The organism is Okeania sp. SIO2B3, from assembly GCF_010672525.1.
Taxonomy (GTDB): domain Bacteria; phylum Cyanobacteriota; class Cyanobacteriia; order Cyanobacteriales; family Microcoleaceae; genus Okeania.
This window is the reverse complement of sequence record NZ_JAAHGH010000010.1, coordinates 109,936-134,004: the sequence shown is the minus strand read 5'-3', so window position 1 is coordinate 134,004 and position 24,069 is coordinate 109,936. Positions and strand designations below refer to the sequence as shown.

The window sequence follows — 24,069 nt, the reverse complement described above, 5'->3', positions numbered from 1 at the left end:
GACTTCAGTTATATCTGATTCGACTTAAATACAACAGATGTTTTTTCCTGATTATTTGGTGCCACAATAGTAACCACAAATTCTTCATCCAAATTACCTGTTAAACGAGCGTATGGATAAGTATTTTCCTTGTTTGGATGTTGCTCTTTTTCAATTAAAATACCTGTGCGATCGCTAATCCGTAATTTCATCCCCGGTGATAATTTTTCACTCTCAGCACTACTCAAAATTAGCAGTAAACTCCACTCTTTTTCAACTTCAGAAATTAACCAAGTAACTGCATAAAGATAAACTTCATTTCCAGCTAAATTAAACTGTTTATAACCACGTTCCATAGTAAGAGGAATTTCCATTCTATTACCATAGTTAATTTGCTTAAGAATTTGTTCTAATTTTTCCCCATGATTTCTCTCAACTTTTCGCCTTACAGGTAAAGGTGCAGGCAATAAATTCCAGGACAGTGAATTAGCAACTACATCCGTTTGGTTGTGCAACCAATATTTGAAATTTATAGCTTTTTCACTAACCAGTTGTAGTAAATCAGATAAATAAGTATTAGCCTTTTCTTTCTTCCTTCTTCCTTCTTTCTTCTGCTATATCCGCTTCTAAACTGTTAAATAACTTCTCCCAAATTTCAGCACTAGCTTGATTTTCTTTATCTCCTTTTGCCTCAAAAGTTGTATTGCAAGCCTGTATTTCTTCTAAAACTTTAATACAAAGTTCGGCAATATCATCTCGACTAACAATACCTTTAATATTATCACCTTGGTCAAATATTAAAGCTTGACCACCTGGTTGTTCAGTCATTCCACAAGGACGAATAACAGTATAATTAATCCCACTAGAACGAATAACTTCTTCTCCTTTTAATTTCCAGTTTAATAAACCTTTCAATTGGTCATTAAATTTCACAGCAGGAGGTTGTTCATCTAAGTTTAAACCTGGTCGCCCCGGACGAGTTACACCTGCGGAACTAACCAAGACAAATTTAGGTAATTGGTCGCTACCATAAGTTTTAATTGACTCAATTTCTAACTGAAAAAATCCTGGTGTAAATTTAGGATTAAGTTCTCGGTTATATTCAAATTTACTCAACATTAATTGGTAAGAATAAACTTGACTGGGATTAAAAGGTTGAGCATTTTCTACAACTCTAGCGCGAAATACTGGTGTTAAATCTTTAAATGGAATACGAATAGTTGTCCAGATATTATAAACGGTGTCAAAAGAATAACTGTAACCAACTCCATCCCATTTATCTTCACAGCGCAGGAAAAATTTATAACGTTTGCCGTCTCCTTTTACCCGGAGTTCGATACCAGCAGCTCCCAACAAATTCATTGGGGGGTCGAAGTTACGAGTACGAACAGATACAAAACCCCCTGAATTAGCAGTTGAGACATTACCGGAGAACATAGCACCAGTATCTGTCAGACGGATGGAACTTTCGCTGACTCCCCCCATAACGATATCGTCTAATGCTCCCCAAGTTTCTTTGAGGTCCTGGGTGGGGTTGGTGAAGTCAAAGATAATTTTGTTGTCGCTTGGTTGTAGTTGTGGTTTGGCGACTGCCAGGAGATTTTTCATGCCTTGATATTCGACAAGTTGGGGGTCTTCAACAACTTCTGGCATAAAGAACTTGATACCTTGGTAATATTTTTCCCGGTTTGGGTTATCTCCTTCCACTGGTTGTACTCGTGTTCCTGTACAACAAATAATTTTGCTCACGTTTTTGAATATCTCAGGGGTGAGAGTTTCTGGTTTAGTAATATCAGCAGTTACTATTTCAACATTTTTACCGAGAACTTTCTGAGCTTTTTTCGCATCTCGAACAAGCGATCGAACTTGATAACCCCGCTCCTGGAGTCTAGGTACAACTCGCTTACCAACTCCACCATTAGCACCTACTACTAATACAACTTGTGATGTTTCTGCTGTTTTGGGTGTCTTTTCACCAAATAATTTTTGTAGCCATTTAAAACTCCCAACAAAGGGAACAACCCCAAAATAGGCTAGGGTTTGAAATAGTCTATTCACTTTAGATGTTTGGTTATCAGTCATGGCCATATCCTTAAACTTTTCTTTTCTATATATTAAGATATGTTAAGAATTTTTGCCGGATGGCCTTATGGGGAATTAATTTTTTGATTTTAGGAGTGATATCAAATCCGGTAGCATCGGTGTAAAATCTTTTGAATTAGGAGTCAACCCACCCCTCGCCCCTCCCCCTCCAGGGAGGGGAACGACCGAGTCAGGAGGGAAAAAAATTTATAAATATTTGGTAATGGTGAAGATGGAGAATGTTTTTATATCGAATCCAGTAGCATAGGTGCTATTCAGTCTTTAAAGATAAGAGTAGGGGCAAATGGCCATTTGCCCTTACCGATTGTATAACGATTTATAAAATTAAGAGGAAGATAAACTATGACTAACTGGGGTAATACATTTAAAAATAAAACTATAGATGCCAAAAATCTGCTAGATCACTATAATCAATATGCTCAAGAGTTTGATGAACACGTCAAAAATGAATTGTGCGGCACTGGAGAAAACACTCCTGTTGTAGTGACAGCAAAACTCTTTACAGAAACCGTTCCTGATCAAGAGTCTATGAAAATATTAGACGTAGGAGCAGGAACAGGAGAGCAGGGAGAGCAACTAGCTAAACATGGCTACAAAAATGTAGAACTTACTGCATTTGATCCATCTGAAGGTATGTTAAATGTAGCCAAAAAACGCAATATTTATTCAGATTTTATTCAAGGTTCTTTACCAGATTCTGGGATTGTTTCTGATTTTTTTGATGCTATTATTTGTGTCGGGACTTTTATCCCAGGACACGCTCCTGCTGAATCTCTCCGTGAGCTTGTAAGGATTACCAAAAAGGGAGGCTATATTGTTTATAGTATTCGTAAACACTTTTATGAAGATCGAGAGAGTCACTTTCAAATAGTAGAAGAAGAACTGACAAAAGCTAAACATTGGACAATGATAGCTAAAATAGAGGATGAATATCTACCTGCTCAAAATATCAAAGGTTATTATTTTAGTTTTCAAGTGTTAAACTAAATTGAATCAGGAGCTAATCTTGTCAATCCATCACTTTGACTTTAAACTTATGTCAATAAATATGTCATAAATAATTTATAAAGCCCTGTAAAAATTGCGAGATTGCTTTATAGGAAATCTCCAATAAATTTTTTCTTGTCAAGTTTATAGGGTCTTTATTTTCAGAGTATTCTCTTGAATAGGAATTTCGATTATAAATTCAGTTCCTTTTCCTGGTTGGGAATTACAAAATATCCGACCGCCATGTTTATCTACTACAATTTGATAACTAATTGCCAAACCAATACCAGTACCTTTACCAACAGGTTTTGTAGTAAAGAAAGGGTCAAATATTTTGTTACGCACTCGATCTTTTATACCTATACCATTATCAGAAATAGTAATAGTTACCAGATTTTTGTCTACAACTTTTGTTTGAATTTTAATTGTGGGAATTTGTTGTTCATTTGATTCAGAAAATTTGTCTTTCGCTATTGCTTCTTCCAGAGCATCAATTCCATTTACCAAAATATTCATAAATACTTGATTTAACTGACTCACATAACAATATATTTTAGGTAAATCACCATATTCCTTAATTACATTAATCTGTTTTCCAACTTTAGGAGCAAGTCGATTATTCAATATTAGTAAAGTACTATCTATTCCCTCATGAATATTAACTAGCTTCATTTCTGCTTCATCAAGCCGTGAAAAGTTACGCAAAGACTTGACAATTTCATAAATGCGTTCTGTTCCTACCTCCATAGATTTTAATAGTTGAGGTAAGTCTTCGAGAATAAATTCTAAATCTATTTTTTCACTTTCTTCTTCAATTTCCGGCGATGGATTGCAAGATTTTTGATAGAGTTTAATCAAATACATTAGCTCATTAGCATAATTATCTGCATATTTGATATTGGCATAAATAAAATTAATCGGGTTATTAATTTCATGGGCAATACCTGCAACTAACTGTCCTAAGCTAGACATTTTTTCACTTTGGATTAATTGCGTTTGAGTCAATTGTAATTTTTTTAAAGTTTGTTCTAATTGAGCAGCTTTTTCTCTCTCTCCTGCTTCTGACTTTTGCAACGCATAATTTAATTTTGCTAGCTCATCTGCTTGTTTCAGTACAATTTTAATAATCGCATTTCTCAGCTCTAAAGCAGCATCAACTTCACATTTTTTCCAAGGTAGAGATGTCAGCTTAACAATTCCTTTCCACAACTCAAATGATTTTCGAGGGCACAATTTAATATTACCATTAGATTCTACTTCTGTAATAGGCGCTGGATCTCCTGCCCAATTAACTGTTCTAATAACTTCTGGTCGAAACCACAAAATATAAATTCTCTGAGCTGAAGATATTGAGAGTGCCAATAACCCACTAGCTATATCTTTATATTTCTCAAATTCTTGATAAGCTTTGGGCAATGAATCTGTATAAAATACTTCTTGATTAAAATTTTTTTCTATCCAGCTAATTAATTTTTCAACAGTTATTAATGGTGGAGTTTTTCCCACTGACTGAAAATTGTCACCAGAAACTATGATACCTCCTTCAGCACTGACTAAATTTAGTAGTTTATTTTGACATTCAACTAAGGCATCAATAAAATTTTCTGATGTTGAAATATCTTCAATAATTTGACTTTTGATAGACTTTAACTTTAATTGATAATCATAGTCTTCATTGTTTTCTTTATAAGCAAGTTCTAGAGACATTGTTTGCCCTAAAAATTCACAAGCTGCCCGTAACTCATAAGGTACATATTTCGGTGAATTATGATGGCAAGCAATCAAACCCCATAACTTTTTATTTTTAAGTAAAGATATAAACATTGTGGCAGTAACGCCCATATTGTTTAGATACTTTGCATGGCAGGGAGAAACACTTCTTAAAATAGATAAAGTTAAATCAATTGGTTGGTGACTAATCTGATTATTGACAGATATAATTTCTACTGATTGATCATTAACATCTACTATCATTCTCAACAAATTTATCTTAAAAAGTTCTCTAGCTTGAGGTGGAATATCTAAGCTTGGGTAATTTAATCCTAAAAGTGAATCTAAAGTTTCTATTTTATCTTCAGCAATTACAGCTCCATTGTATTGAGAATCAAATTTATATACCATCACTCTATCAAAGCCTGTGATTTTTCTAATCTCTTCAACAATTGTTTGGCATAAATTTTTTAAATCAGAAGCATCTTGCATTCTTGATGCTGCTTCTCTAACAGAATGATAAAAGTTTAAAAATGAAGTACTCTTTTCAGATATAGCTGGCTCTAGTTCCAGGATTAAAAAATTTTCAGAACGATGAATTGTACCATCAAGGACTAAAGATTTATGTTTTGTTTTAACTGATAATTTAACAGGGTTGATGGTTTTAAGTTCCGGATTATTTTCTAAGCTTTTTCTTAGCTTATTAATTTGGTCTTGGTCAAGAAAATCACTCAGATTTTGGTTCAGCAATATTTTCGCTGGTATGCCAAATAACTCAAAAGTATTATTACTTACCTGTAAAATTGTCAACTCTGGTTCTTTTAAGACAAATAATACACCGTGAGATTGAATGTGACCCGAGAGATGTATTTTTTCTTGATATTTATTTGTTAAATCTACTGTTTTGTTTTGAATAACTTGCTTAACCTTCATTTTAATAAAATCTTAATTATTGTGATAATACAAATCATAACACCTCTGATATTAAATATTTTTTCTGCTCATCTAGACCTTTATACTTAGTGTTAAATTAAGTACATTTATCCAACGTATTTTTGATAATTGATAGATTTTTCTATAATAGCTTTAAACATTAATTAATTTTCTTTATGCTTAATATTTGTTTACAAAACTTAATATAACTGGATAAAAGCAAATAACATATTAGGTATAATTACTAAAATTATGCTAGTAAACAAACAAGGAGGTACATGGAAACAACTGATTGGCAAACTATAATTCCTGCGGGAATGGCAATTACTGTTTTTCTTGGAGCAATGCTAATGATGTTCACTAATTTTTGGACTGATTCAATTAAAAAACAGGAAAAAAGTGATAAATAAACAGTGATTGATTAAACTTTCATTCTAGAAAAGTCAAACTTTGAATAAGATTGAATTAATCTGGGAAAATTAGGAAAATAAAAGAGAAATAAACTACAAAAATGTTAAATCTAGATAGCATAATCGAATTTTCACACATATACTGTGTAGCAATTTGTGGTGTTCTAGTACCCATGAATGTACTAGCAAGTTTACAACCAATAATTTTTACAGCCCTCCGTCGCCCCAAACAGGAAATAAATTTAATAGCATTAGTAGCTAGTTTTTACGCTTTAATGATTATTCTTCATGTTGGAAGCTGGTTTATTGTCGGAGTAGTGAGAATCCAAACATTCATTCTTTTATGGTTTGCTAGCTGCTGTTTAATTACCAATACTTGGGCAATTATTCACGGTTCTAGCATGAGAAAATTAATTCAATTTTTACAACAATTCCTAGTTAGACTTACTAAAAGTTTAACACTTCAAAATCAAGAAATTAGTCCTGAAATTAAATAGAATTTTTTGAGTCAGTCAACATTCAACAGTGAAAATGAATGAGGGGGTATTCATCATGGATAGCTAGGGTTAATTTTAGAGAAAAAATATTTTTCCAATAGAGATGATGGCCTCTATCGGTAGTAATTCAACTAAGTCTAAGTACCCAGGAAAAATTAATTACTTCAGAACTTACCCAGGAACTCTAATTGTAGAGGACATTGCAACACATATTAGACTAAAACTAGAACTTAACAGGGAATTTTGCGTAAATATTGTACCTAATTTATTCCCTGTTTTTTTTGACAACATAGGATTTTTAGCTGTAGAATATGGGTAATTAATTTGGCATCACCACCGATAGGGTGGGGTCTAACAACTGAATTATAATTATTAATTAAACATCACAATCTTGAAAAGAGGTAATCCCTTGGAAAAAACAATAGATAAGTTTTACGCTGATACTTACCATAAATTTTTTTCGCACTTTAAAACTTACGACGAACGATTAATTAGGGTATTGCAATCCCTAATTGATTTTATGCCTCAGTCTATCTTGGATATAGCTTGTGGTGCAGGATTATCTACTTTAGCCTTGAAAGCCAACTTTGGCAACTCAGAAATTGTAGGCGTGGATATTGATTCAAGTATGATTACCTTGGCCAGAGAAAAAATGCCAAATTCTCAAGTTCAGTTCCATTGTTGTGAGATATCAGATATATTAGCTAGAACCCCTAATGAAACAGTGGATTTGATATTTGTCAAATCAGCCTATCATTACTTTGAACACAAAATTCCGCTTTCGTATTTGCAGCCTTTGCTCAAAAAGAATGGGGTTATTGTAATTGCCGAGAGAACAGTTCGATCTGCCAGTTCTTACCCATTACCAAAGATCGCATCAAGCTATTGGGCCAGTATTTTTGCAGAGCCTCGCCCCAGCGATCGACTTGACGCGGCAAAATTATTGGGAATGCCTCTTTCAGTGAGTTGTTATGGAGAACAAGTAACTATACCTACCGATATCTATCTTGATGCCGTCAAAAAAAATCAGCTTGTTGGTCTGTGGATGTTGAAACCTGAGACGATCTTTGCGTGGATAGAGAGTCGTCTTTCTCAAGAAACTGATGGGTTTCATGTTTTTGAAGAATTCTGGCTTTATGTCTACCATAATATCTGAGAAGTAAAGCCATAAATTAACTATTTTACTGATGAGATAAAAGTGATGAAAGCTCCAAGATTTACTGACCTGATTGGAAATACCCCTTTAATTGATTTGACTAGATTAGTCAGTGAAAACTCAGCAGAACTCTATGCAAAATGCGAGTTTATCAACCCAGGTTTCAGCCTCAAGGATCGAATGGCAAATTATATTCTTGATGTTGCAGAAGCACAAGGTAAATTGAAGCGAGGGGATGTTATCGTCTGTTCTTCTAGTGGTAATACAGGTTGCAGTTTTGCCATGCTAGGTAAGATTAGAGGCTATCATGTTGTTATTGTTACATCAAACAAATGCAGTATAGAAAAACAAAATCATATAAAAGCTCTTAATGCAGATTTGATTGTAGTTACTCAAGATACCTATATGAGTTATGGGGAAAACTACGCCAAAGAAAATGGATACTTTGATGTTAATCAATACAACAATATCTATAATCCAGAGGCATATTATCAAACTTTAGGACCAGAAATCTGGAAACAAACAAATGGAGAAATTACTCACTTTGTGATGACTGGTTCTACCTTTGGATGTATATCAGGTACAGGAAGCTTTCTCAAAGAGTGTAATCCAAAAGTTAAAGTTATATTGGCAGACCCCGTAAACTCAAATATTTATGCCTACTACTATAGCAATTATAGTAATTCCAAAAATGATTTAAGCTTAAATTCAAGTCTTAGTGAATTCTCAATTATTGAGGGAGCTGGAAAATCTGCGCCGACAAAATGCCTGGATTTTTCTGTGATTGATGAAGTTGTAAAAATTTCAGATGAAGAAGCAATTTCTACTTGTCATCAACTAGCTAAGGAAGAGGGTTTACTTGTTGGTGGCAGTAGTGGCCTTAACGTTTTTGCTGCCAAACTTATTGCAAATCGTTTAGATCGAAAACAGGTAGTAGTTACAGTTCTCTGTGATAGTGGAATTAAATACCTATCCAAAATTTACAATCAAGAGTTTCTCAGTAAAAATGGTTTAAAATCAGTAAAAATGGTTTAAAAATTGAAAGTAGTGTTTCAACAATTAATAATTAATAATTACCTCCAGGAAAAAATTTTCTCTCTTGGTTGATTGAATATGGCGAGGAGAACTCGCCATCCCTTGACCGCTTATTTCTTCTTTAAAGCCTCTGCTTTAAACCTTAATTATTCGGTAATTTTTTTTCAGTATTGAGTGTATGGATGAAGTATAGTTTAAAATCCTGACATTTTCAGTTTATTTTTCTTTTGAAGTAAGAGCAGCGATCGCCACTCCAATTAACAATATAATTGCACCAAAAAAAACCATGATAGAAGGCACTTCACCTAACAATAAATAACCTAAAAAACTAGCTCCAACAGGTTCAAATAAAATTGCCAAACTAACTAAAGTAGGAGACAACCAGCGTACTGCCCACATCAAACTTGTATTCCCTACTAATTGAGGAAATAATGCCATCAATAATAAGTAAAAGTAAACTAAACCAGGATAACCAGAATAACCAATACCTAAAATTAAGGGAAGAGGCAATAATACAATTCCAGCTATAGAAAAAACTACCACAAGATAGCCACCAACACTAAACCCTTTAGTTTGAGCTTCCCGTCCTAGAAGTATATATAAACTCACTGACCAAGCTCCCATCAGAGCCAAAAAGTTTCCCAGGAGAGGGTTAGCACCTGTAGGTTCCCCACCAATATCTGCTAAACCAATGGTTAATCCCCCAACCATAGCTATTACTATGCCAATAACCGTCTGACGAGAGAGTCTTTCCTTCAACCACCACCGCGACAACAAAGCTACCCAGATGGGATTAGTATTTACTAGACTGGTAGAGGCCGCGATCGAAGTGTAGGATAAAGAGGTAATCCAAAAAGCAAAATGGACTGCGAGGCAAACTCCTGCTCCTACTGCATAGGGTATTGCTCCCGACTGGAGACTCTGCCACTGAATTTTTGACCATGCGGGTACTAATAATAAAGCAGCGATCGTCACCCGCGAGGCAGCTATTACCAAACTAAACCCTACCCCATTCATGTCAGCAGAGAGACTTGCCAACCTTATTAATATTGCACCTGTAGATATTGCCAAAATACCGATAGTTAAAACTAATACAATTAGCCAGTTAGAAGGTTTCATAAGAAAATAAAAAATGGTATAATCGAGTTTAACCAATTATTAGTTAAGTATGCTAAAGCTAACTATTATAGTTTTAATTATTCTCATAGGTTCTGCTCTTTGTTCTGCTACTGAAACAGCCTTACTTTCAGTTTCTCCTATCAAAGTACAACAGTTAGCACAGTCTAAAAAACCAGCAGCATTAGCACTGTGGGGAATTAGGAAAAAAATTAATCGCCCAATTGCTACTGTTGTGATTATTAATAACATTTTTAATATAGTTGGTAGTATTTTAATTGGTAATATTGCAGCTTCGGTTTTGGGAAATGCTTGGTTAGGTGTTTTTTCTGCAATATTAACTTTTTTGGTAATAGTTTTTGGCGAAATTATTCCTAAAACTTTAGGCGAACGTTATGCCATGCAATTTGCATTAACTGTGGCTTTACCTGTCCAGGGATTAACTTTTATATTTTCTCCTATAGTTTGGTTGATGGAAAAAATTACTTCTCCTTTTACTAAAGGGCAGAAATTACCCACCACTAATGAAGCAGAAATTATGTTTTTGACCAGAATAGGATATAAGGAAGGAGTTATTGAAGGTGATGAAGCTGAAATGATTGGAAGAGTATTTCGGCTCAATGACAAAAATTCTTTTGATATTATGACACCTCGAATAGCGACTACTTATCTCTATGCTAATGCAACTTTAGCTGAGGTAAAGTCAGATATTATTGCTTCTCAACATAGTCGCATTATTGTAATTGGAGATTCTATAGATGATGTACTTGGTGTAGCGTTGAAAAATGAATTACTTAAAGGAATTATAGAAGGTAAAGATAGTAATAAAATTTCTGATTTTATGCGAGATGTTAGATTCGTTCCCGATACATTGAGAGTCGATCTATTGCTCAAAGAATTTCAGAAATATCGTCAACATTTGATGGTAGTTTTAGATGAATATGGAGGAATGTCGGGAGTGGTGACTCTGGAAGACGTGTTGGAAGAATTAACTGGTGAAATTGTGGATGAAACAGATAAAAGTGTTGACCTACAAATTTTGGCAAGGATGAGAGGAAAAAGAAAGTTAAAAGATGAGTAGATGTTAATAATTAATAATTAATAATTAATAATTAATAATTAATAAGTAGGTAGGCGTTAAAATTTATTGTTAGATGAAGGCAGCTATGCTGTTTGCGCAGCATTCCGCAGGAAAGGCAGAAGGGAAGAGCTTTTAGAGCTACTTTATTTTTTGTTACATACTTAGTTTTTTTGTGCCAACTTACTTAATTAATAATTAATAATTACCTCTCCAAACCTTAATTATTCGGTAAGCGGTCAGCTATTAGCTATCAGCTATTTTTCTCAGAGTTGCGTTACACTATTTTCTATACAGCAGTCGATGGAAAGGTTAAGACATATCAAAAACTCAAAATTCAGACAATGCAAGCTTCTTCCTTCTTCCTTCTGCTATACACATTAAATTTGAATTATCCATAAAAAAAACAATGCTACCAACAGTTTTAATTACTGGTGCTTCTCAAGGTTGTGGCAAAGCAACAGCACTTTTATTTGCTAGAAAAGGATATAACATTGTCTTAGCTGCTAGAACACTAGATAAATTAGTCGAAACAGCTAATGAAGTTAGAGCAAACGGTCGTTCTGCTTTGGCTATTCCTACTGATGTTACTGATGCTAAACAAGTAGAATATTTAGTGCAGAAAGCAATAGATTTTTATGGCAAAATCGATGTATTAGTTAATAATGCTGGTATTTGTTTGACTGGTGCAATGGAGCATACAACATTAGAAGATTTTCAACAATTAATGAATGTCAATTTTTTCGGTTATGTTAATACAATAAAAGCTTTATTACCCCACTTTTTGGCTAAAAAATCTGGCACAATTGTTAATGTTGGTTCTATTGGTGGAAAAATGCCTTTGCCACAAATGACCGCTTATTGTGCTAGTAAATACGCAGTTACCGGATTAAATGATACTTTACGTTTAGAATTACAGTCAAAAGGAATTAATGTTATTTCTGTACATCCAGGGGTTATTAATAGCAATTTTATGGAAAGAGCGCAGTTTCGAGGTGGGGATAATTCTGAAATAGAAAGTAGTCGTCAACAAATGAATTCTGTTTTAACATCTAATTTTGTTAGTCAGTCAAAAGATATTGCTGAAGCTATCTGGAATTCTGTGAAAAATCATCAGTCTGAAGTAGTAGTAGGTCCGGCTGTTTTGGCAACAGAAACTTATCGATTATTCCCTGGTTTAGTTCAGTTTATGATGGGAAAAAATTTAGGATAATTTATGATGAAGTAGTGTGATGAAGTAGTTTAGCGATCGCTATTAACGAAGTCAGAAGTCAGAAGTCATCAGTTTACAAATTGAGTATAGTCTGATTCAACGACAGGTTTGTACCACAGTCAATAAATTATATCATGTCCGTTGGTATCGGAGCGTGTATAAAGTTGGGGAAATATCTAGCGCCATTAATGGTTTTTCCTTCTCTTAAAGCTTCTTCCTTCTTCCAACTTCGGTCTTCCTTACCTTCACGCTTACAATACCGATGCTACCGGACATGATATTAGCTGTGTGTTGAAATCTTTCCATACTTCTGGAACCACCACTAACTTTTCGTTTGGTATAGCAATGAGCGCTGGTATATTTACAAATTGCAGGAGGGGCAAAATAGCTAAAAGTCTTATATGATCAGCAATTTATTCCCCCTTCCGGAGCTGTTGCTTTCCGGAGCTGTTGCCTGCGCACAGCGCTATAATTGCCAACCGTAATGAACGTTCTGCGAGATTATGATCAGGGAGAATCTCTGGGTGAAGTAGAAAATACCACCATTTTATCAACTTGTGAAAGTCTTTGGACTCAGATAGACCAAAATTTTATAGTAATGAGTGGCACTATACTAAATGAGCAATAGTTACCCCACTACCGCCGTCATTTCTAGACGCTAACTCATAACGTTCAACCAACGGATGATCCTGCAAAAACTCATGGATACCCTGTCTCAATTTACCAGTACCTTTACCATGAATAATCCACAACAAACCATATTCGATCGCCCGAGAAAGTGCCCTATCCACATCAATTTGAGCATCTGCAACCCGACTGCCACGAATATCAATACTATTTTTAGCAGTACGGACAGCTAAACCACTAGAAGTAATCTCTGCTGGAGTTTCCTTAGACTTACTTTCTGACTTCTTACTCTTTTGCACCTCTACATTTTTACTCTTCTTAGAAAGCTCTGCTTTTTCACCATCAAGAGACTCCACTTCTGCCAAACTAACTGTCATTTTCATAATTCCAAATTTAACAGTTAACTCATCATTCTCATTAGGAGCGCTCAACACTTCTGCTGTTTGCCCAATTTTGGGAATCCGAATACGATCGCCCTCCTTAGGCATAAAATTCGGTTTCTTCACAGGGAGAGTACGAGAAGGCAAATATTTCTCAGAAATTTCATTAATAGCTTCCGTAGCTTTCTGAGCATTTCGAGCAGTTAACGGACCCTGTTGTAAATTCCGAATTACCGTAGCAATTTCTGCTTTTGCCTCAGCAATTTTTTCCTGTACCGCAACCTCTTGCGACAACTGTAAATCTCTTTCTCGATCTTTCAGCGCAGCAGCTTTTCTAGAAACCTCCCGATGTAAAGACTCAGTTTCTTGTAGTAACTCAGAAGCTTCTTTTGCCTTTGTTTCCTGTTGCTGTCTTTGAGCTTCCAAACCAGCAATTACCTGATTCACATCTTCAGAATTTCCTCCCACATAATCTTGCGCTCTATAAATAATCTCCTGTTTTAAACCCAACTTACCAGCAATAGTCATAGCATTAGAACGCCCGGGAATTCCCCAAAGCAAGCGGTATGTAGGTTGTAGAGAATTGATATCAAATTCTACAGAAGCATTTTCAAACCTTTCATCATCATATTTGAGAGCTTTAAGTTCTCCAAAATGGGTAGTTGCCACAGTTAATAGCGCATGGTCCGCCAAATATTGCAAAATAGAAGTTGCTAAAGCACTACCTTCAGTGGGGTCTGTACCAGCACCAATTTCATCTAACAAAACCAAAGTAGAAGATAAATCAGAATTTTCTTGATTTTCATCCTCATCTATTGCTTCTAAAATCCTAATAATGCGTCGAACATGACCAGAAAAAGTAGATAAACTTTGTTCTAAAGACTGCTCATCACCAATATCAGCCAAGATTTGTTCAAACCACGGCAACTCCACAGGTTCATTAGCAGGTATAAATAATCCTATCTTTGCCATCAGAGCAGCTAACCCCAAAGTTTTCAGAGTAACAGTTTTACCACCAGTATTAGGTCCTGTAATTGCCACCACTTTAACTGGAGATTTCACCGTAACATCAATAGGTACCACATCATTTCCTTCTTCGTATTGCTGTTGCCAAACTAACAACGGATGTCGCAATTGACGAATATTCACGGGGCGTTCCGAGTCTGGTTCAGTAAATTGAGGGGGGTTTGCTCCTAACCATAAACTATAACGAGCGCGAGCTGTTGCCAGATCAATTGTAGTAGCAATTATCAGTAACTGCTCCAAGTCTTCCTTGACTTCTGCCACTTGTTCTGTTAGTGCTTGCCGAATCGCTTCTTCTTCCCTTTGGGCCTGACGCTGTAGCTGTCGCATTTGGTTATTGAGGTTGACAACTCCATTAGGTTCAATGTATAATGTAGAGCCTGTTGTAGATGTATCGTGAACAATACCAGGTACGGCATCTTTTTGAGGTGCCTTGACCGGAATTACAAAGCGATCGCTCCTTTGAGTAATAATTGGTTGTTGAATAGCACTAGCTTTCCGTTGTAAAATCCCTCGAAGTATCCGGTCTATGCGATCGCGTAAATGGTGCATTTTTTCTCGAATACCCGCCAGTTTCGGACTTGCCCGGTCTGTAACATCTCCTCGGTCGTCTATACAGCGGTGAATTTCCTGTTCCAGTTCTGGATAAGTGCGTAACTCAGCTACTAATTCTGGTAAAACTGACAACTCATATTCCGACTCATAATTATCAATTGTCCGACGTAACTTACGAGCGCCAGACAAAGTTGTTGCAATAGCTAAAAGTTCTTTTCCAGAAAGTATACCACCTAGTTCTGCTCTTTCCAGGGAATCTCCAAAGTCTTCAATACCATCAAAGGACAACCCCTGTTGAAGACGAGTTTCTAGTATATAAGCTTCCTTAGTTTCAGCTAATAGTTGTATAGTTTCCGCCTTTGTTGACGGAATTGGTAAATAATTAGTCGTGTTTTGGCGATCGCCGATATTAAAAGTCCTAGAATTGTGGAGCAATATCGCACCCAATTTCGTTGCTGTAAAAGTGGCCAAGTGTTGACATAAGCGAGGCCATTCCAATAATTCTAAAGTCTCGGATTGAATCAAAGCTTAATATATATAAAGTATTATGTACTATGAATTATATTATACTACAATAATTACTGCAAAAATTCTGAAATTCAAAATCGGAAGTCTGGAGACCGGAGCTAGATAGATTTGGCTAGGACTTAAGCATTACAACCGATTTTCGTCATTGCAACCCACAAGGTTTGCGCAGTAGTCCGGAGCGGATAGCAATCTCAAATCCTAATTTTTCGTAATCGGTATGATAAATAGTGGGAGCATTTGACTCGCAATTAAGGAAGAAGGAAGAATATTTGAAAGAAAGAAAAAATAGATAGGGTTTGCGTATGGAAAGTTTTTTTGCTCTGTGTAGGAGACAACCCACCCCTCGCCCCTCCCCCTCCCAACCCACCCCTAACCCCTCCCAGGAGGGGAGGGGAGAAATGGGAATGTAGAGGAGGTAGGAGCGGGCGTTTTGTACCTCAATTTTTCTGCCATAATCGTCCCAAAATACTAGCTTTATGCAGCTCAAGCCATTCCAAAGCTGGTACTTTTTTGAACTCTAAAACGCTAAAACCAATATCTGTCAATGCTTTTAGATTTAATCAGCAAGCCCTAGATATTTCCCAAGTTTTTACACAAACGATACCAACGGCCATGATATTACCAACAGATATCTCTGGAAATTATATATGGAGATTGTTTTTAGTGTTTTTTTCTCATAAAATTTCATCTAATTCAACCCCAGATGGTTGTAGTTTTTCTCTAAACTCTCCACCCTTCCCAAACTCCCCCTCTCCCCTACTCCCACACTCCCCACACCCAGGTGATTATCAAAAATGAAATAGCCCTGTCCCTGTTGCCTGTTGCCTGTTGCCTGTTGCCTATTGCCTGTTGTCAAAAACCTTGCCTAGATTTGGCACTGTAATTAGCAACTGACTCCACTAACCCCAGGGCAATAAAATTACTCAACAAAGCCGATCGCCCATAACTAAGTAACGGTAGTGGGATACCAGTCACAGGAGCCAAACCAATATTCATCCCAATATTCACAAAAACCTGGAATACTAACATTGATAATACTCCAATGGCAATCAGAGAACCAAAATCATCCTTAGCAGTCTGAGCAATAATAACCAAGCGCAGACAAATAAACCAAAAAGTTAAAAGTACCAGAATACAACCAACAAAACCCAACTCTTCACCAATAGCTGAGAAAATAAAATCTGTATGTTGTTCCGGGATAAAGTGTAGTTGAGTTTGAGTACCTTGATATAGCCCCCTACCAAACATTTGTCCAGAACCAATAGCAATACGAGATTGAATTAGGTGATATCCCGTCCCCAGGGGGTCTTGTTCTGGGTTCAGAAATCCTGTTAGTCGGTCTTTTTGATAATCTTTGAGCAAATCCCATAATAGCTGCCCAACGTTTCCAGAGACAATATTAATCCCAGTAACTATAGGCATCCATAACCAACCCCAAGGTAAAGTCCGCCATGCAATTAAGGCCATCAAAGCTATCCAAGCAACCCAAGCGGGAAAATAGATACTATAAAGAATAGCTGAAAAGATAGGAGACACAAGCAATATTAACCAACCAGGATTAACATTACCCCAGTACAGCATTCCCATGGTAATTGCACCAAATATTAAAGATGTGCCTAGGTTGGGTTCTAAAAATACTAATAACCATGGTATGGCTGTAATAATCAAAACTTTAAAAAAGCCTAATAGCCTTATCCTAGTCTGAGACGAAAGTATTGCCGCTAAGGTAATAATTATTCCTACCTTGGCAAATTCTGAGGGTTGAACGTGGAAACCACCAACATTAATCCATCTTTGTGCCCCCAGAGCTGAAGTACCAATGAGTTGTACAGCTCCCAAAGAAATATTGGTTAAAATGTAAATTATCCATTTCCAGTTAACTAAAACTTCATAACGACAACGGGCAATAATTAAGGCCAAGATTAAGCCGACTCCTCCTGTGAGCCAGTGTTGCCACCAGTCTGTCAATCCCTGGTTTCGTTCGACACTTTGGATCATAACTCCACCAAAAGTGGTCATTCCTATATAAATCAGCAGTAGAGGCCAATCCATATTGCGCCATTGTGAGAGGGGCCATTTTCGGCGATTTCTTAATACTAATTTCTGGGTCATATTTTAATATGTGAATATTTTAGACTTTAGAATACTCCTGATAGTTAATACATATATTTAAGTGGGATGTCTGCATAAATTAAAATTTTTTTTTGATATTGCAGAAGGAAGAGAGAAGAGGGAAGAAGGAAGAGGGAAGGAGGCTTTAATTATCTCGAAGAGGGCAAAAATTCGGAAAATCTGGCATTGTCTGAATCTTAAGCTTTTGATATGTCAAATAGAGTAATGGCGACTGCTTTAATGAAGTCAGAACTCAGAACTCAGAACTCAGAACTCAGAAGTTAACCCACCCGCAGGCCCCTCCCAGGAGGGGAAGTAGGGGATTTGAGCAACTCTCCAAAAACCTGATCGCCTTAAAAAAGGGGGGGGTTTAGACCCATATTATTTTGATAAAATTTATATGTTCTTCGGTAAACCGTAGAGACAGGTTGAAAATGCCTGTTCTAGTGATGCTCCTGATGGGGAGTAGGGAGTATAAAGAGTCTCATACCAATTCATAAGCATTGATGTTATACTTAAGTAAAACTTCAGTTATTAAGTAATTAACACAGGCCGAACCACCTTTTTGCTAATTCTTAGGTAGTTAGCATTAATTATTCTTATTTTTACCGAATAATTAAGGTAAAATTCCTCTCCTTTAAAGGAGAAACAAGCGGTCTATCTTCGCAGCTTCCCGAAGGGTGGGATGGATGGGTTTCCTAACCATATCCAATCGACCAAGAGAGAAAAAATTTTTATGATTAGTCAATCAATTCCGTTTTCAAGGAGAGGTAATAATTAATAATTAATAATTAATAATTAATTATTAACTATGGCTTCGGGTTCGTACAGGTATTCAAACCAGTTACCATCTAAATCTCTACCGTAAAAGGAAGCTGTACCATCTCGATGTTCATGAACAGGGGAGACTTGGATATTTTGGACTTTGAGCTGTTCGTAGGCGGTTTCCATTTCTGAGCGATCGCTAAACACAAACCCAAAATGTGGCCCTGCTTGGTCATATCCAGGACTCAAAAGTGCTAGTCCATCATCGCCAGCTTTTAGGTATGCCCAGTCAGCATCTTTCCAGGCTATTTCCATTCCCAGATTTTGATAGAACTCTACTGCTTTGTCAACGTCTTGTACGCAAATAGCTACATGGCCTAATCTTTTCAACTTCATAGTCAACTACTATTAGAATTTTTCTATTTTGAATTATATTACGCGCTAGCTATATGTTTGTTTTGCTTTTTCCTGTATTCGGATGAGGCGATCGCTAAAGTTAACGTCACCAATATTTAATCTTGCTATTTCTCCTCGTCTCCAAGGATTATCCCAAAGTAGTCTAAGGATAGCGTAGTCGCGTTTTCCACTAAATGTACTTCTGTTTGGCAACTGCATTAACAGTTTGATTTGACGATCGGGTAATCCATTTTGGCTATAGTTGATGATATAGAGCTATATTAGGAGACAATTTATGGATGTACAAGAATTTCTCAGAAGGTTGGCCGAAGGAGAAAGAGATTTTCAGAAAGTCGATCTCAGTGGTGTCGATCTCAGTAATACTGAACTAAGCCGAGATTTACCAAATCGTATCGAACTGCGTTTTTCCAAATTGGCTGGTGCTAACCTGATGGGTGTGAACCTTTCTTATGCCAACTTACGCAGTTCTAACTTGATAGGAGCTTGCTTGAAGGGGGCAAATCTCTATAAAGCACGTTTTGCGGACTCAGAAATGAGTGAGGCAAATCTCAGTAATGCTAATGCAGTAGGAACAAGCTTTAGTCGTGCCACATTAACTAATGCCAATCTTAGTAATGCTAATTTAGAAGGTGCAAGTCTTAATGGAGCAAACCTGGATAGAGCGAATCTCAGTGGTGCTAACCTCCATGAAGCTCGTCTGTATAGGGCTTACCTGGTTAATGCAATATTAATTGGCGCTGATTTGACAGGTACCGATCTGGAAAATGCCGATTTTGAAGGAGCAAACCTAAAAAATGCTAATTTTCAAGGTGCAAACTACGATTTAGAAAGAGATATATGTTCTTCTATAGACGTTGAAAATGCTATTGTTGGTAATACTACTATGCCTGGTGGAGAAGTTTTATAATAGTTGATAACATAAAGCTATATTAGGAGACAATCTATGGATGCACAAGAATTTCTCAGAAAGTTGGCCGAAGGAGAGAGAAATTTTCAGAAAGTCGATCTTAGTTGTGTCGATCTTAGTGGTGTCAACCTCAGTGGTTCTTCTGTAAAGCGTCTCGATCTGCGTTTTTCCAAATTTGCTGGTGCTAACCTGATGGGTGTGAACCTTACTTATGCCAACTTGCGCAGTTCTAACTTGATAGGAGCTTGTTTGAAGGGGGCAAATCTCTATATGGCAAGTTTTAGTAATTGCGATTTGAGTGGGGCAAATCTCAGTAACGCGAACGCAGAAAGAGCAAGCTTTAGTGGAGCCACGTTGATAAATGCCAATCTCAGTGGTGCTAATTTAGAAGGTGCAAGTCTTTCTCGGGCTAACCTGGAAAGAGCCAATCTCAGTGGTGCTAACCTCCATGAGGCTATTCTGTTTAGAGCTTACCTGGTTAATGCAATACTAATTGGTACTGATTTGACAGAGACCGATTTGCTAAATGCGGATTTTGAAGGAGCAAACCTAAAAAATGCTAATTTTAAAGGTGGAAACTACGATATGATAGATGTTAAAACTGTTATTGTTGATAATACTACTTTGCCTGGTGGAGACGTTTGGTAGTAAAAGTTTTTGTAAAAATTTTGCTGATGAAGATTTTCTCAACAGAAGTTTCTGATTTTTAGAGAAACTTCTGTCAAAAAAGGGATGATTATTTAGGGAATTCTACTATTGTAGGTGGTTGCGTTTCAATTTTATCTTGAATTTCTTTAGGAAGATTGGCGAAGAAGTCGTAACCAGTTTTGTTCTCGATGTCTCTTACATTAGTTAAAATTGGCTGCTCTTGCCAATTGTCTCCTGGTTGACCTCCTTCATGCTTTCTGTTTTCCGTCCAAAAACCGACTGCATAAGTATTTTCATGTGCATCTGCTCCTGGAGCATCCACAACTAGCATTACTCTCCATAAATGCTTAGGAATAGTGATTGGTTTGACTTCCTCTGGCTTAAAGTTATATCGTTTTGGCACGCCATCCCAATTTAATGAATCGTCTCGCGTCAATTCACCTTTACTTCCGTAAGTACCACTAATGACATAAACTTCATTTCCCTTTTCGACAAACTCACGAGTGTAATTTTCAATCTGTTGCCAAAGAGCAGTACCATTATGGGTTGTTTCTTGTGGGACAATATTTGATAGCAAATTAGCAGCAAGGGTACTATCCTTTGCCTTTACTACCGGATTCCTCTTACTAGAATCATAATTTCCAGGATTCCTATTCGGAAAAGTTTTGGTAAAATTTTTGACTAGAATAGTTGATAACATAAAGCTATATTAGGAGACAATCTATGGATGTACAAGAATTTCTCAGAAGGTTGGCCGAAGGAGAAAGAGATTTTCAGAAAGTCGATCTCAGTGGTGTCGATCTCAGTAATACTGAACTGAGCCGAGATTTACCAAATCGTATCGAACTGCGTTTTTCTAATTTTGCTGGTGCTAACCTGATGGGTGTGAACCTGACTTATGCCATCTTCTCCAACTCAAACTTGGTAGGAGCTTGCTTGAAGGGGGCAAATCTCTATATGGCAAATTTTAGCAGTTGCGATTTGAGTGGGGCTAATATCAGTAACGCGAACGCAGAAAGAACAAGCTTTAGCGAGGCTACATTGATTGAAGCCAACTTAAGCAACACAAATCTTAGAGGAGCCAGCTTAAGCAATTCAGATTTAGAACGAGCAAATCTAAGTGGTGCTAACCTTAATGAAGCTTGTCTGTACACTGCTTATCTAGTTGATGCAATATTAATTGGTGCTGATTTGACAGATACCGATTTGGAAAACGCCGATTTTGAAGGAGCAAACCTAAAAAATGCTAATTTTCAAGGTGCAAACTACGATTTAGAAAGAGATATATGTTCTTCTATAGACGTTGAAAATGCTATTGTTGGTAATACTACTATGCCTGGTGGAGAAGTGCTGTAGTTAAAATTGTTGCCAACAATTAATTTTGCACCTGAAAATTTTTTCAACAGAAGTTTCTGATTTTTAGAGAAACTTCTGTTGAGAAAGGGATGATTATTTAGGGAATTTTACTATCGTAGGTGGTTGCGTTTCAATTTTATCTTCAATTTCGTCAGGAAGATTGGCGAAGAAGTCGTAGCCAGTACTATTCTCGATCTCTCTTACTGTAGTTAAGATTGGCTGATTTTGCCAATCATCTCCTGATTGACCTTTTTTATGCTTTCTGTTTTCTGTCCAAAAACCAACTGCATAAGTATTTTCATCTGCATCTGCTCCTGGAGTATCCACAACTAGCATTACTCTCCATAAATACTGAGGAATAGTAATTGGTTTGAATTCCCCTGGCTTAAAGTTATATCGCTTATCTACGCCTTCCCCATTTAATGATTCGTCTCGTGTTAATTCACGTTTACTTCCATAAGTACCACTAATGACATAAACTTCATTTCCCTGTTTGACAAACTTACGAGTGTAATTTTCAATCTGTTGCCAAAGAACACTACCATTATGGGTTGTTTCTTGTGGAACAATATTTGATAGCAAATTAACAGCAAGGAAACCATCCTTTGATCTCGGCTTCTTATGGCTAGGATCGTAATTGCCAGGATTCCTGTTTCGGTCTTCTTGAGGAACTAGATGACCCCTAATATAAGTAGAATTGCTTGCTTTTCCATTAACATCTTCTTTAATGATTCGCCCGGTTTTCTTTTTTCGATCATATTTATCGCCCTCAAATCTTATATAATCATCCTCTAACACCTGATAAAAATCTTTAGGCAAAGTTCGATCTTCCCTCGAATCGCGAGAATCTACTTTAAAAAGCCTTAAGGGATCTGATTTGACAGAATCGTCATGAAGCCAAGACTGATTAACAACCCAACTAGCCCAATTAGCTGTATTCTTCTTACCATTATACGACAATACATACTGAGGTCTTTCTAACAGCAAAGCTTCCTGATATGGATTATTGTTCAAATTGACATCACTATAAAACGCTTCCTTTACCTGGGAAGCATTAGAATTACCTTCTTTAGGAATTGGCTTGCCAAATCTCAGATGGGAACTCTGGAATGAAACATCATCTACATAAACTTTTGCCTTTTGACTCTCACTCTCATCGACCAACTCAAAGGTTATGTTGGCAACCTTACCATGTAGACCTGAATTCTGGGGAATATCTACTTGGAACGTTTCAAATCCTACAGTAGCATAGTCGAGCTTATAACGAGCATCATGGGAGCGATCATCAGGATTTCCGAAAATATCCCTTCGATAATTTCCATCCTCATCCTGAAGACTCTGACCCTTGATCCCTAAATCTACCTGTTGCAGCAGGAAAGTCTCTGTAATAGTTTCTTCTGCAGACTCTATAGTAACTTTAAGCTGCTTTTGTGGCAGTTCTTCGTTGTTTTCTTTTGCTTGCCTCACTTCCTGTGCTGTATAAAACCCTCTCGGAACATGAAGGTCAAACCGCAATGAACCCCAATCAGGTACTCTGACCCGATTATGGGTCATAGACTCACCAGGCTCCAATTCTGACGCATAGCTTTGAGAGTCTTCGGATGAGGGTTTTTCCTTACCCAATAGTTCTAAATGACGTTCTAGGCTAGGAATTTCATGTACATTCACCAAATTTCCTCCCCTTACTTCTTGATTAGAAGGGGTGTTAGACTCCGACTCTACGTTTTGATGAAACGACCATCCAGGAATTGCATCAGTTGTATTTAAAGTCTGAGCTAAAACAGAATCGGGATTAGTCACAATCTCAAAATTACCATTAAACACAGTCGGTACAGGAAAATCACCTTGACTATCGCGATCGCTAGTATTATCAAAACTCACAGGCACCCGCTCATCAAGCTTCAACTCCGGTCGCAAATCCTTACCTCCACCAAGCACAGAATAAAACCAACCCGTACCAATACCTTCCCACGGTGCATTCTCATCCCCTAACTCAAAAGTCGCATTCTGATGGTCAGGAGTGTACCAAGGGTTGGGCACGCCCGAAAAATCTGGGTCATATAAATGGTCGTGATACCCATCTCCCAAACGACGATACAATTCATCTGGTGATTTCAGGACCGACAAATTAGTAGTACCGTCATACCAAGAAACCACTCGTCCGTGAGTTGCACCGCGACCTGCCAGCAGAGGTATCCCGTCAGTTTCCCTGGTAAAACCAGCTCGACTATTCTCATAATTATTTTCATCAGAATTCGTGCCCAAAAAGACATTCAAATCCGCATTCTCAATCAACCGACCTGCTGGCGTTCCCGTCAATTCTAACAAGTTAGGGTCTAACTTCGGTACAGTCTGATAATAGTTATCGGCAAAAGTCACATTCTCCCAAACCTGTACTTCTGGATCGTTGAAATCAGCAAACCCTTCTCCACCAACAACAGGAATCCATCCAGGGAATGAAAAACCGGGTTGCTCAAAATCATGGGGGTCAATGGTAGTCATTTGTCATATCAAATCCGGTAGCATCGGTATAA

At 37.0% G+C, this 24,069-nt stretch carries 22 protein-coding genes; 11 read left to right on the top strand and 11 right to left on the bottom strand.

Annotated elements, in window-relative coordinates:
• Positions 1-8: 8 nt before the first annotated feature.
• Complete coding sequence (locus F6K15_RS12170; protein WP_293061095.1) at positions 9-494, bottom strand: DUF1822 family protein; 486 nt, start codon at positions 492-494, stop codon at positions 9-11.
• Between the two features lie 61 nt (positions 495-555).
• Complete coding sequence (locus tag F6K15_RS12165) at positions 556-2,061, bottom strand: CIA30 family protein (protein ID WP_293061094.1); 1,506 nt, start codon at positions 2,059-2,061, stop codon at positions 556-558.
• 363 nt (positions 2,062-2,424) lie between these two features.
• Here F6K15_RS12165 and F6K15_RS12160 point away from each other — a divergent pair, with 363 nt between their 5' ends.
• Positions 2,425-3,069 (top strand): class I SAM-dependent methyltransferase, encoded by a 645-nt coding sequence (locus tag F6K15_RS12160; RefSeq protein WP_293061093.1) that lies wholly within the window; start codon positions 2,425-2,427, stop codon positions 3,067-3,069.
• Positions 3,070-3,213: 144 nt separating this feature from the next.
• Here the strand turns inward: F6K15_RS12160 and F6K15_RS12155 are convergent, their stop codons facing one another.
• Positions 3,214-5,712 carry an ATP-binding protein gene (locus tag F6K15_RS12155; RefSeq protein WP_293061092.1) on the bottom strand — a complete coding sequence of 833 codons (2,499 nt, stop codon included), beginning with the start codon at positions 5,710-5,712 and terminating at the stop codon, positions 3,214-3,216.
• Between the two features lie 278 nt (positions 5,713-5,990).
• Here F6K15_RS12155 and F6K15_RS12150 point away from each other — a divergent pair, with 278 nt between their 5' ends.
• The 4 genes from F6K15_RS12150 to F6K15_RS12135 all read left to right on the top strand — a co-directional run bounded on the left by F6K15_RS12150 (position 5,991) and on the right by F6K15_RS12135 (position 8,810).
• Positions 5,991-6,122, top strand: a complete 132-nt coding sequence (locus tag F6K15_RS12150) for a hypothetical protein (protein WP_293061091.1) — start codon at positions 5,991-5,993, stop codon at positions 6,120-6,122.
• A 101-nt stretch (positions 6,123-6,223) separates the two neighbouring features.
• Positions 6,224-6,619, top strand: coding sequence for a hypothetical protein (locus F6K15_RS12145; RefSeq protein WP_293061089.1), 396 nt, complete (start codon positions 6,224-6,226; stop codon positions 6,617-6,619).
• A 391-nt stretch (positions 6,620-7,010) separates the two neighbouring features.
• Positions 7,011-7,775: a class I SAM-dependent methyltransferase gene (locus F6K15_RS12140; protein WP_363267809.1), complete on the top strand. Its 765-nt coding sequence runs from the start codon at positions 7,011-7,013 to the stop codon at positions 7,773-7,775.
• Positions 7,776-7,820: 45 nt separating this feature from the next.
• A complete protein-coding gene (locus F6K15_RS12135) occupies positions 7,821-8,810 on the top strand; it encodes a PLP-dependent cysteine synthase family protein (RefSeq protein ID WP_293061087.1) in 990 nt (329 codons plus the stop codon).
• Between the two features lie 216 nt (positions 8,811-9,026).
• Here the strand turns inward: F6K15_RS12135 and F6K15_RS12130 are convergent, their stop codons facing one another.
• Positions 9,027-9,929 (bottom strand): DMT family transporter, encoded by a 903-nt coding sequence (locus tag F6K15_RS12130; protein ID WP_293061085.1) that lies wholly within the window; start codon positions 9,927-9,929, stop codon positions 9,027-9,029.
• Positions 9,930-9,978: 49 nt separating this feature from the next.
• Here F6K15_RS12130 and F6K15_RS12125 point away from each other — a divergent pair, with 49 nt between their 5' ends.
• From F6K15_RS12125 to F6K15_RS12115, 3 genes are all read left to right on the top strand, one after another.
• Positions 9,979-11,007 carry a hemolysin family protein gene (locus tag F6K15_RS12125; RefSeq protein WP_293061083.1) on the top strand — a complete coding sequence of 343 codons (1,029 nt, stop codon included), beginning with the start codon at positions 9,979-9,981 and terminating at the stop codon, positions 11,005-11,007.
• A 406-nt stretch (positions 11,008-11,413) separates the two neighbouring features.
• On the top strand, positions 11,414-12,217 hold the full coding sequence (locus tag F6K15_RS12120; RefSeq protein WP_293061081.1) for an SDR family oxidoreductase: 804 nt from the start codon (positions 11,414-11,416) through the stop codon (positions 12,215-12,217).
• Between the two features lie 484 nt (positions 12,218-12,701).
• Entirely contained in the window at positions 12,702-12,845 is a 144-nt protein-coding gene (locus tag F6K15_RS12115; protein WP_293061183.1) for a hypothetical protein, read from the top strand.
• On the opposite strand, the gene F6K15_RS12110 is transcribed toward F6K15_RS12115, so the two are convergent.
• The 5 genes from F6K15_RS12110 to F6K15_RS12090 form a co-directional block, all read right to left on the bottom strand.
• Positions 12,826-15,327: an endonuclease MutS2 gene (locus F6K15_RS12110; RefSeq protein WP_293061079.1), complete on the bottom strand. Its 2,502-nt coding sequence runs from the start codon at positions 15,325-15,327 to the stop codon at positions 12,826-12,828. The two genes, F6K15_RS12115 and F6K15_RS12110, sit on opposite strands and share 20 nt — an antisense overlap.
• 691 nt (positions 15,328-16,018) lie before the next feature.
• Positions 16,019-16,186, bottom strand: a complete 168-nt coding sequence (locus tag F6K15_RS12105; protein ID WP_293061077.1) for a hypothetical protein — start codon at positions 16,184-16,186, stop codon at positions 16,019-16,021.
• On the bottom strand, positions 16,183-17,442 hold the full coding sequence (gene rodA, locus F6K15_RS12100; RefSeq protein ID WP_293061075.1) for a rod shape-determining protein RodA: 1,260 nt from the start codon (positions 17,440-17,442) through the stop codon (positions 16,183-16,185). The genes F6K15_RS12105 and rodA overlap by 4 nt, the downstream gene beginning before the upstream one ends.
• Before the next feature lie 798 nt (positions 17,443-18,240).
• A complete protein-coding gene (locus F6K15_RS12095) occupies positions 18,241-18,603 on the bottom strand; it encodes a VOC family protein (RefSeq protein ID WP_293061074.1) in 363 nt (120 codons plus the stop codon).
• A 45-nt stretch (positions 18,604-18,648) separates the two neighbouring features.
• Positions 18,649-18,834 carry a tyrosine-type recombinase/integrase gene (locus tag F6K15_RS12090; protein WP_293061168.1) on the bottom strand — a complete coding sequence of 62 codons (186 nt, stop codon included), beginning with the start codon at positions 18,832-18,834 and terminating at the stop codon, positions 18,649-18,651.
• A gap of 64 nt (positions 18,835-18,898) precedes the next feature.
• Here F6K15_RS12090 and F6K15_RS12085 point away from each other — a divergent pair, with 64 nt between their 5' ends.
• Entirely contained in the window at positions 18,899-19,531 is a 633-nt protein-coding gene (locus F6K15_RS12085; RefSeq protein WP_293061072.1) for a pentapeptide repeat-containing protein, read from the top strand.
• Between the two features lie 36 nt (positions 19,532-19,567).
• Positions 19,568-20,179, top strand: a complete 612-nt coding sequence (locus F6K15_RS12080; RefSeq protein ID WP_293061070.1) for a pentapeptide repeat-containing protein — start codon at positions 19,568-19,570, stop codon at positions 20,177-20,179.
• An 88-nt stretch (positions 20,180-20,267) separates the two neighbouring features.
• Here the strand turns inward: F6K15_RS12080 and F6K15_RS12075 are convergent, their stop codons facing one another.
• The gene (locus F6K15_RS12075) at positions 20,268-20,879 is read right to left on the bottom strand and encodes a DNA/RNA non-specific endonuclease (protein WP_293061068.1); all 612 of its coding nucleotides are present in this window, start codon (positions 20,877-20,879) and stop codon (positions 20,268-20,270) included.
• Positions 20,880-20,902: 23 nt separating this feature from the next.
• On the opposite strand from F6K15_RS12075, the gene F6K15_RS12070 reads away from it, so the two are divergent.
• Positions 20,903-21,535, top strand: a complete 633-nt coding sequence (locus F6K15_RS12070) for a pentapeptide repeat-containing protein (RefSeq protein ID WP_293061066.1) — start codon at positions 20,903-20,905, stop codon at positions 21,533-21,535.
• A 93-nt stretch (positions 21,536-21,628) separates the two neighbouring features.
• Here the strand turns inward: F6K15_RS12070 and F6K15_RS12065 are convergent, their stop codons facing one another.
• Positions 21,629-24,037 (bottom strand): DNA/RNA non-specific endonuclease, encoded by a 2,409-nt coding sequence (locus F6K15_RS12065; protein ID WP_293061064.1) that lies wholly within the window; start codon positions 24,035-24,037, stop codon positions 21,629-21,631.
• Between the last annotated feature and the right edge of the window lie 32 nt (positions 24,038-24,069).

Coding starts and splice junctions, on each gene's coding strand:
- F6K15_RS12165 (WP_293061094.1), bottom strand. CDS start 2,061: ATGACTGATAACCAAACATCTAAAGTGAATAGACTATTTCAAACCCTA.
- F6K15_RS12160 (WP_293061093.1), top strand. CDS start 2,425: ATGACTAACTGGGGTAATACATTTAAAAATAAAACTATAGATGCCAAA.
- F6K15_RS12155 (WP_293061092.1), bottom strand. CDS start 5,712: ATGAAGGTTAAGCAAGTTATTCAAAACAAAACAGTAGATTTAACAAAT.
- F6K15_RS12150 (WP_293061091.1), top strand. CDS start 5,991: ATGGAAACAACTGATTGGCAAACTATAATTCCTGCGGGAATGGCAATT.
- F6K15_RS12145 (WP_293061089.1), top strand. CDS start 6,224: ATGTTAAATCTAGATAGCATAATCGAATTTTCACACATATACTGTGTA.
- F6K15_RS12135 (WP_293061087.1), top strand. CDS start 7,821: ATGAAAGCTCCAAGATTTACTGACCTGATTGGAAATACCCCTTTAATT.
- F6K15_RS12130 (WP_293061085.1), bottom strand. CDS start 9,929: ATGAAACCTTCTAACTGGCTAATTGTATTAGTTTTAACTATCGGTATT.
- F6K15_RS12125 (WP_293061083.1), top strand. CDS start 9,979: ATGCTAAAGCTAACTATTATAGTTTTAATTATTCTCATAGGTTCTGCT.
- F6K15_RS12120 (WP_293061081.1), top strand. CDS start 11,414: ATGCTACCAACAGTTTTAATTACTGGTGCTTCTCAAGGTTGTGGCAAA.
- F6K15_RS12115 (WP_293061183.1), top strand. CDS start 12,702: ATGAACGTTCTGCGAGATTATGATCAGGGAGAATCTCTGGGTGAAGTA.
- rodA (WP_293061075.1), bottom strand. CDS start 17,442: ATGACCCAGAAATTAGTATTAAGAAATCGCCGAAAATGGCCCCTCTCA.
- F6K15_RS12095 (WP_293061074.1), bottom strand. CDS start 18,603: ATGAAGTTGAAAAGATTAGGCCATGTAGCTATTTGCGTACAAGACGTT.
- F6K15_RS12085 (WP_293061072.1), top strand. CDS start 18,899: ATGGATGTACAAGAATTTCTCAGAAGGTTGGCCGAAGGAGAAAGAGAT.
- F6K15_RS12080 (WP_293061070.1), top strand. CDS start 19,568: ATGGATGCACAAGAATTTCTCAGAAAGTTGGCCGAAGGAGAGAGAAAT.
- F6K15_RS12075 (WP_293061068.1), bottom strand. CDS start 20,879: ATGTTATCAACTATTCTAGTCAAAAATTTTACCAAAACTTTTCCGAAT.
- F6K15_RS12070 (WP_293061066.1), top strand. CDS start 20,903: ATGGATGTACAAGAATTTCTCAGAAGGTTGGCCGAAGGAGAAAGAGAT.
- F6K15_RS12065 (WP_293061064.1), bottom strand. CDS start 24,037: ATGACTACCATTGACCCCCATGATTTTGAGCAACCCGGTTTTTCATTC.